At 55.2% G+C, this 7,724-nt stretch carries 8 protein-coding genes; all 8 read left to right on the forward strand.

From position 1 onward, the window contains the following. The first annotated feature begins 116 nt into the window (after positions 1–116). Positions 117–1,142: a 3-deoxy-7-phosphoheptulonate synthase gene (gene aroF, locus VEI96_00795; GenBank protein HXX56519.1), complete on the forward strand. Its 1,026-nt coding sequence runs from the start codon at positions 117–119 to the stop codon at positions 1,140–1,142. A gap of 7 nt (positions 1,143–1,149) precedes the next feature. Continuing rightward, entirely contained in the window at positions 1,150–2,058 is a 909-nt protein-coding gene (locus tag VEI96_00800; GenBank protein HXX56520.1) for a prephenate dehydrogenase/arogenate dehydrogenase family protein, read from the forward strand. A gap of 33 nt (positions 2,059–2,091) precedes the next feature. Beyond that, entirely contained in the window at positions 2,092–3,363 is a 1,272-nt protein-coding gene (gene aroA / locus VEI96_00805; GenBank protein HXX56521.1) for a 3-phosphoshikimate 1-carboxyvinyltransferase, read from the forward strand. Positions 3,364–3,422: 59 nt separating this feature from the next. After that, complete coding sequence (gene cmk / locus VEI96_00810; protein HXX56522.1) at positions 3,423–4,079, forward strand: (d)CMP kinase; 657 nt, start codon at positions 3,423–3,425, stop codon at positions 4,077–4,079. Between the two features lie 71 nt (positions 4,080–4,150). Further along, on the forward strand, positions 4,151–4,723 hold the full coding sequence (locus VEI96_00815) for a lysophospholipid acyltransferase family protein (GenBank protein ID HXX56523.1): 573 nt from the start codon (positions 4,151–4,153) through the stop codon (positions 4,721–4,723). A gap of 2 nt (positions 4,724–4,725) precedes the next feature. Continuing rightward, positions 4,726–5,562 (forward strand): 4-hydroxy-3-methylbut-2-enyl diphosphate reductase, encoded by an 837-nt coding sequence (locus tag VEI96_00820; GenBank protein ID HXX56524.1) that lies wholly within the window; start codon positions 4,726–4,728, stop codon positions 5,560–5,562. Positions 5,563–5,566: 4 nt separating this feature from the next. Continuing rightward, positions 5,567–7,138, forward strand: a complete 1,572-nt coding sequence (gene rpsA, locus VEI96_00825) for a 30S ribosomal protein S1 (GenBank protein HXX56525.1) — start codon at positions 5,567–5,569, stop codon at positions 7,136–7,138. Next, a partial coding sequence (gene sppA / locus VEI96_00830) for a signal peptide peptidase SppA (protein ID HXX56526.1) occupies positions 7,135–7,724 on the forward strand: 590 nt, incomplete at its 3' end. The genes rpsA and sppA, both read left to right, overlap by 4 nt.

A 7,724-nucleotide genomic window follows, 5' to 3' on the forward strand; every position in this document is an offset into this window, starting at 1 on the left:
CCAAATACGGGAATCGCTGATGATGAGCATGATACAAGATAACTCTCGGGGGACGGCATCACATTGATCGTTCGTAAAAATGCTGTTACTCTGACACTTTTCGTGAGGGAGGATATATGGACATTATTGTATTAAAGCCCGGCGCAACAGAAGAAGCGTTACGGCACCTGGTTAAGAAATTAGAGAGCAAGGGGCTCCAGGCGAACGTGTCGAGGGGCACGGAACGGACGATCATCGGGGTCATCGGCGACACTTCGAAGGTCACGGAGGACGAGGAAGACGCCATCCGTGCGATGACCGGTGTCGAGAATGTGATGCGCATCATCAAGCCCTTCAAGCTGGCGAGCAGGGAGTTCAAGTCCGACAACACCGTCATCGATGTCAGGGGAAGAGCGATCGGGGGAAAGAAGATTCCCGTTATCGCAGGGCCCTGTTCCGTGGAGAACAAGACGATGATCGTGAGCATCGCGGAAGAGGTGAAAGAGGCGGGTGCCCTTTTCATCAGGGGCGGCGCATACAAGCCGCGGACATCCCCCTACGCCTTTCAGGGACTCGGTGAAGAGGGACTCCAGTATCTGGCAGATGCACGGGCAAAGACCGGCCTCCCGATCGTGACGGAACTCATGGACCCGAGGGACCTCGATGTCATGGTCAGGTATACCGATATCATCCAGATCGGCGCGCGGAATATGCAGAACTTCAGGCTCCTCCTCGAGGTCGGCACGGTGAAGAAGCCGGTCCTTTTGAAGCGAGGCCTCTCTTCCACGATTAAGGAATGGCTCATGTCGGCCGAATATATTATGTCAAAGGGCAACCATGAGGTTATCCTTTGCGAAAGAGGCATCAGGACGTTCGAGACCGCGACGCGGAATACGCTCGATCTGAGCGCAGTCCCGGTCTTAAAGGCGCTCACCCACCTGCCTGTCGTTGTCGATCCCAGTCATGGAGTCGGGAAATGGGACCTTGTTGCGCCTATGGCAAAGGCGGCCGTGGCTGCAGGGGCTGACGGTCTTCTCATTGAGGTGCATGCAAACCCTGAAGAGGCGATGTCAGACGGGGAACAGTCCCTGAAGCCGGATGCCTTCAGGACATTGATGGCTGAGCTGAAGCCGATAGCCGCTGCGGTCGGCAGGGAGATATAGCCAGCCGATGTTCTTTTCTCGTGTAGCAATTCTCGGTGTAGGGCTAGTCGGAGCGTCATTTGCGCGTGCCCTGCGGGAAAGGTCCTTCTGTAAAACCATATGCGGCTTCGGGAGGAGCGAGGAGAATCTTAAACGCGCAAAGGCGCTGCGAATAATCGATGACTACCGTATGGATGCCGGGAAAGCGTCTGAAGATGCGGACCTCGTTGTCCTCGCTACACCCGTTGGCATGTTCAAAGATATCGGTAATGCGATCAGTTCCAGGCTGAAGAAGGGCACCATAGTGACCGATGTGGGCAGCGTGAAGGGCAGACTCGTATATGAACTGGAGTCTTCCGTGCCCGAGGGGACCCATTATATCGGATCCCATCCCATTGCCGGCAGTGAAAGATCGGGCATCGATGATGCGCGGGCCGACCTTTTCAGCAATGCCCGGTGCATCATCACCCCTACTGAACATTCTCATGCGGAGAGCCTGCAGGCGGTTTCGGCGCTCTGGAAAGGAATCGGGAGCAAGGTTGAATACATGGACCCCTTCCGGCATGACGAGATTTATGCCGCCGTGAGCCACTTGCCCCATATCATGGCCTATGCCCTAGTCAATACCGTGCATGCCTTCGACTCCGCCTGCATAGAATACGCCGGGCCCGGGTTTAAGGATACGACGAGGATAGCCCTCAGCATTCCCGAGATCTGGAGAGATATAACTGTCCTCAATAGAGACAACCTGATCAAACTCATGAAGGCGTTGAAAGACAATCTCGACAGGCTTGAGACGATGCTCGCCTCCGGGGACGCGGCGGGGATCGAGAAGGAGTTTTCAGAGGCAAGACAGCTGAGGATGGGTCTCTCCGGCGAAGAGCGGCGGGAGCATGCGGAACATTCCGGTCCCCGAAATTCCGCGCAGGGGATATAGATCATCTCCATGGAGACCGTTGCGTTGAGGAAGGTGAAAGGCTTGAGGGGAGAGATAATCCCCCCATTCGATAAATCCGTCTCTCACAGGGCGGTGCTGTTCGCGTCTCTCGCCGAGGGCAAGAGTACCGTGAGAAATTTTCTGAGAGCGGCCGATCCCCTCAGCACCGTTCGCGCCCTCAAGATGCTCGGCGTCGAGATGGGAGAAGCAGCGAGCGGCGAACTCGTGATTCAGGGGAAGGGATTGTACGGGCTCAAGGAATCCCCTGATGTGCTGGACTGCGGTAATTCGGGTACCACCATGAGGCTTCTATCGGGAATACTCTCCGGCAATCCCTTTTTCTCGGTCCTCACCGGCGATGATTCATTGAGGCAGAGACCGATGGCAAGGGTCATTGAACCTCTGAAGGAGATGCATGCGGATATCTCGGGAAGGGGTAATGACAGATACGCCCCGATCGCCATCCGGGGAAAGGCGCTGAAACCGGTGGACTATACGATGCCCGTTGCCTCGGCTCAGGTGAAGTCCTGTTTGGTCTTGGCAGGGCTCTATGCAGATGGCATCACTTCCGTAAAAGAGCCGTATAAATCACGTGACCACACCGAGAGGATGCTCGGAGCGATGGGCGCAGACATTGATGTTGCCGGACTCACGGTAAAGATCAGGGGCGGCTCAAGACTGAGCGGATGCGAACTGACGGTACCCTCTGATTTTTCGTCTGCAGCCTTCTTCATTGCCGCTGCCCTCATCATCCCTGAATCGGAGATTTGCGTTAAAGGCGTCGGAGTAAACCCTACGAGAACCGGATTTATGGATGTGATAAGGGAGATGGGCGCGGAAGTCGAACTGGTCGATGCCGGAACAGTTTCGGGCGAACCGGTCGCGGACATCTGGTGCAGAACCTCGAACCATATGAAGGGGATATGTATCGGGAAAGAACGCGTCCCTTCCCTCATAGACGAATTCCCCGTTCTCTGTGTCCTGGCGACGCAGGCGGAGGGTATTACGGAGATACGGGGAGCCGAAGAGCTGCGGGTAAAGGAATCGGACAGGATAAAGACGATGGCAGAGGAGTTGCGAAAGTTCGGCGTAGAGACGGAAGAGTATCCCGACGGCATCGCAATAAAGGGGAAGGCCGTCTTGAAGGGTTCCGATGCGGAGAGTTACGGCGACCACAGGATAGCCATGTCCCTCGCCGTGGCAGCATTGATAGCAGAGGGAACGACGAAGATCAGGAACGCATCCTCCGTTGACATATCTTTCCCCGGGTTCTTTGACGAGCTGAAGAGGCTGAGTAGGGGATGACGGATGTCAGACCATGGCGGCTTTGCGTATGACTACCGGTACACTGCCGGGTATCGCCTGTGGGTAAGGTTATCGCCATAGACGGTCCGTCGGGTGCGGGAAAAAGCACGATAGCCCGTACCCTTGCCCGGCTTCTCGGGTTCGGTTACCTCGATACGGGCGCGTTATACAGGGCTGCGGCACTGTTTCTTCTCGAACGGGGGGTGAAACCGGAAGATGACGACGAGGCATTAATCAGGGAGTTGGATGCCTCGAGGATACGGTTCAAGGGCGGAAGGGTCTTTCTCCATGAACGGGACGTTTCCGACGAAATCAGGACACCGGAGGTGGGACATTATTCCTCCGTGTTTTCGGCTCGAAAGGCGGTGAGGGATTTTCTCCTCGAAGTGCAGAGGAATGCGGCCGTGGACCAGGACGTGGTTGTCGAAGGCCGCGACACGACGACGGTCGTCTTTCCCGCTGCCTGGAGGAAGTTCTATCTCGATGCCTCGATAGGCGAGAGGACGAGGAGGCGGTTTAAACAGATGAAGGAGACGGGGCTCGTTATCACCGAGGAGGAAGCCGAAAAAGATGTCGTCCTGCGGGATACGAGGGATCAGGGAAGGAGCATCGCTCCCCTTAGGAAGGCTGAGGATGCTATTATAATAAATACGACGGACAAGGGTATCGAGCAGGTTCTCGATGCTATCCTGAGCCATATAAGGTCGGAGTCTTGAGGGACTTCTTCTATAGGACGGGGAGAGCTGTTCTCCGGATTTTTTTTACGATAGTGTGCAGGATCGAGGTAGTGAACCCTGATAAGATCCCTTCGAAGGGATCTGTTGTCCTCGCTGCAAATCATCTCAGCTATCTCGATCCCCTGGTCATCCTCGTCTCGCTGAAGAGGAGACCGACATTTATGGCAAAGGAGAGCCTGTTCGGGGTACCGGTGATCGGAGCGTTCGTCCGGACATTCTCGTTTCCCGTAAGAAGGGGCCGGCCCAGGCCCTCCACTTTCAGGGAAGCGCTGGACAGACTAAAGAGCGGAGGGCTCGTTGTCATCTTCCCCGAGGGAGGCCTGAGCGCCGACGGAAGTCGACTGGATGCCAAGAGGGGTGTGGGGATGATAGCCGCTATGAGCGGTTCCCGGATCGTTCCGGTGCTCTTAGACGGAACAGAGCGAGCGCTGCCTGTCGGAGCGCGCTGTGTCAGACCGGCGAAGATCAGGGTCACATTCGGTGATCCTGTCGAGGTGAGCAGACGCGGGACAGGGAGGGTTTATCATGAGGGGATTACTCAGGACATCATGAAGGTCATCGAGGGTTTGAGGAGAGGACGGACGGGAGCGCCGGGAGGGCATAGGTCCCTCACTTCCGGGTGATCATGGAGATACTCGTTGCAAAGACTGCCGGGTTCTGTTTCGGCGTGAAGAAGGCTATCGACAGGACTTTCGCCATAGCCGAGAAGCAGCGTGAGGGCATTTATACGTTCGGTCCCCTTATCCATAATCCGCAGGTCATCGAGAAGCTCAGGGAAAAGGGCATTTTCCCCACCGATGACATCTTCCATGACGCCATTAAGGCGCTCATTATACGGACGCACGGCATGCCCCTTCACCTCATGGAAAAGGCGGTGCGCCAGGGGTATGAAGTTATCGACGCCACCTGTCCTTTCGTGAAAAAGGCCCAGCAGTATGCCGAACTCCTGCAGGAAGGCGGGTACCAGGTCGTCATCCTCGGTGACAGGGAGCATCCCGAGGTGAAGGGTCTCATGAGTTACGCAGGTGAAGGCACCCTCGTGACGGATGGCCGGGAGGAATTACCGGCCCTGAGAAACAAGGTCGGTGTCGTCGTCCAGACGACCCAGCCGGTAGACGCGCTGAAGAAGCTGGTATCGAGGATTATCGAGCAATCTAAGGAGATAAAAGTTTATAATACCATTTGCAATTCGACGGCCCTGAGGTTGAAGGAGACGGAGGAAATGGCGAGGAAGGTTGACGTGATGATCGTCGTGGGGGGAAGGAATAGTGCCAACACGACGCAGCTCGCGAACCTCTGTCTGTCCATACCGATCAGGACCTACCATATAGAGACTGCCGACGAACTCGACGGGCGATGGTTCCAGGGCGTTCAGAAAGTAGGAATTACCGCCGGTGCGTCCACGCCTGACTGGATAATCGAAGCAGTGAAAGATAGAATTAAGGATAGAGGAGGAAGATAGGGGAATGGAACGCGAAAACAACGAGATGGAAAGAATCTACGCCGAGACTTTTCGTCAAATCCGGGAGGGATCGATACTCGCCGGCAGGGTCATCGCGGTGAAGCAGGATGGCGTGATCGTCGACATCGGGTATAAGTCTGACGGTTTTATCCCGGCCGAAGAATTCTCTCCGGAGGAGTTTTCAGCACTCATGCCCGGTGACATGATCGACGTATACGTTGTCAATATGCACGATACGGACGGTATCATAATCCTTTCGAAGGATACGGCTTCAAAGATCAAGACGTGGGACGTTTTGGAATCGGCGTACGAAAAGGGGACGAAGGTGCAGGGGGCCATCAGGGGTAAGACGAAGGGCGGTCTCACGGTCGAGATTATGGGCGTGAAGGCTTTCCTGCCGAGTTCGCAGATTGACAGCAAGACCGTGAAGGATCCGGACTCGCTCATCGGAAGGATGATGGATTTCAAGGTGCTCAAGGTGAACAACAAGCGTTCCAACATCATCGTCTCTCGCCGGGCTGCCATCGAGGAAGAGAGGCAGAAGAAGAAGATAGAGACCCTCCCGAAACTCAAGGAAGGAGCGCTCCTCGAAGGTGTCGTAAAGAATATTACCGATTACGGTGTTTTCGTGGACCTCGGCGGGATCGATGGTCTGCTCCACATATCCGACATATCGTGGGGAAGGATAACCCATCCGTCCGAATTCTTTGCGGTCGGTGAAACGATAGAGGTGATCATCCTGAAATACGATGAGGGGCAGGAGCGGGTGACGCTCGGCTATAAACAGAAGATGGCTGATCCGTGGTTGACCGTGGCTGAGAAATACCCCGTCGGCAAGAGACTGCAGGGGAAAGTCGTGAGCATAGCCGATTACGGTGCTTTCATAGAGCTTGAGGAGGGTGTCGAGGGGCTTGTGCATGTATCGGAGATCGACTGGTCGCCTCGGCCGAAACACCCGTCGAAATATCTCTCCATCGGCGAGACCGTCGAGGCTGTGGTCATCAAGGCGGATAGGGAAGAACGCCGGCTCTCCCTGAGCATCAAGCAGCTGAAGCAGAGCCCCTGGGAGATCGTGTCTCAGCAGTATGCGGTCGGACAGAAGGTATCCGGGAAGATCAGGTCGATCACCGAGTTCGGTGTCTTTGTCGGTCTTCCCGAAGGGGTGGATGGTCTGATCCATATATCCGACATATCTTGGACAAAGCATATAAAACATCCCTCCGAGGTTCTCAAGAAAGGCCAGAAGATCGATGCGGTCATCCTGAGTCTTGAGCCTGAAAAGGAGCGGATATCCCTTGGCCTGAAGCAGCTTTCGCCCGATCCGTGGATAGCGGAGATACCGGAGAGGTTCAAGCTCGGAGATGAGGTCAGGTGTCGAATCCTGAAGCTCACGGATTTCGGTATCTTCGTGGAGATTGAGGGAGGCGTGGAGGGTCTGATATACTCATCGGAAGTCGTGAAGGGGGAAGAGCCCTTTCAGGAGGGAGAAGAGGTGATGTCGAGGATAATAAAGATCGATACGGAGGAGAGAAAGATCGGCCTCAGCATGAAGCACGTGAAGGGTGAAAAGGCATGAAGAAGGTCTTCATTTTTTTGCTTCTCCTCCTCGTCATCCTCCTTGCCGTGAGCGCTGCGATCGCCCTTTTCCAGAGGAGTGTGCCCCTCGGGGAAAAGATCGGCGTTGTCCGCATTGAAGGTCCTATTCTTGATTCGAAAACCGCCGTCGATGAAATTACCGATTACGCGAAGAACCAGTCGATACGGGCGATTATTCTGAGAGTAGACAGCCCCGGGGGAGCGGTTGCTCCCTCACAGGAGATATACGAGGAAGTGAGAAAGGCTGCGGCGAAGAAGAAAGTCGTTGTTTCGATGGGTTCCGTTGCTGCTTCCGGGGGATACTATATTTCCGCGCCGGCTTCTCGGATTGTCGCGAATCCCGGCACCCTCACCGGTTCCATCGGGGTCATCATGGAGATACCGAATATCGAAGGGCTCATGAGCAAGGTCGGGGTAAAGACCGAAGTAATCAAGAGCGGTCGGCACAAGGACATGGCGTCAGTATTCAGGGGCATTGGGTCAGAGGAGAGAATAATACTCCAGAATGTTCTTGACGACGTGCATGATCAGTTTATACAGGCCGTGGCTGAAGGGCGGAAGATGCC

The sequence above is a fragment of the Thermodesulfovibrionales bacterium genome (assembly GCA_035622735.1).
Classification (GTDB): Bacteria; Nitrospirota; Thermodesulfovibrionia; order Thermodesulfovibrionales; family UBA9159; genus DASPUT01.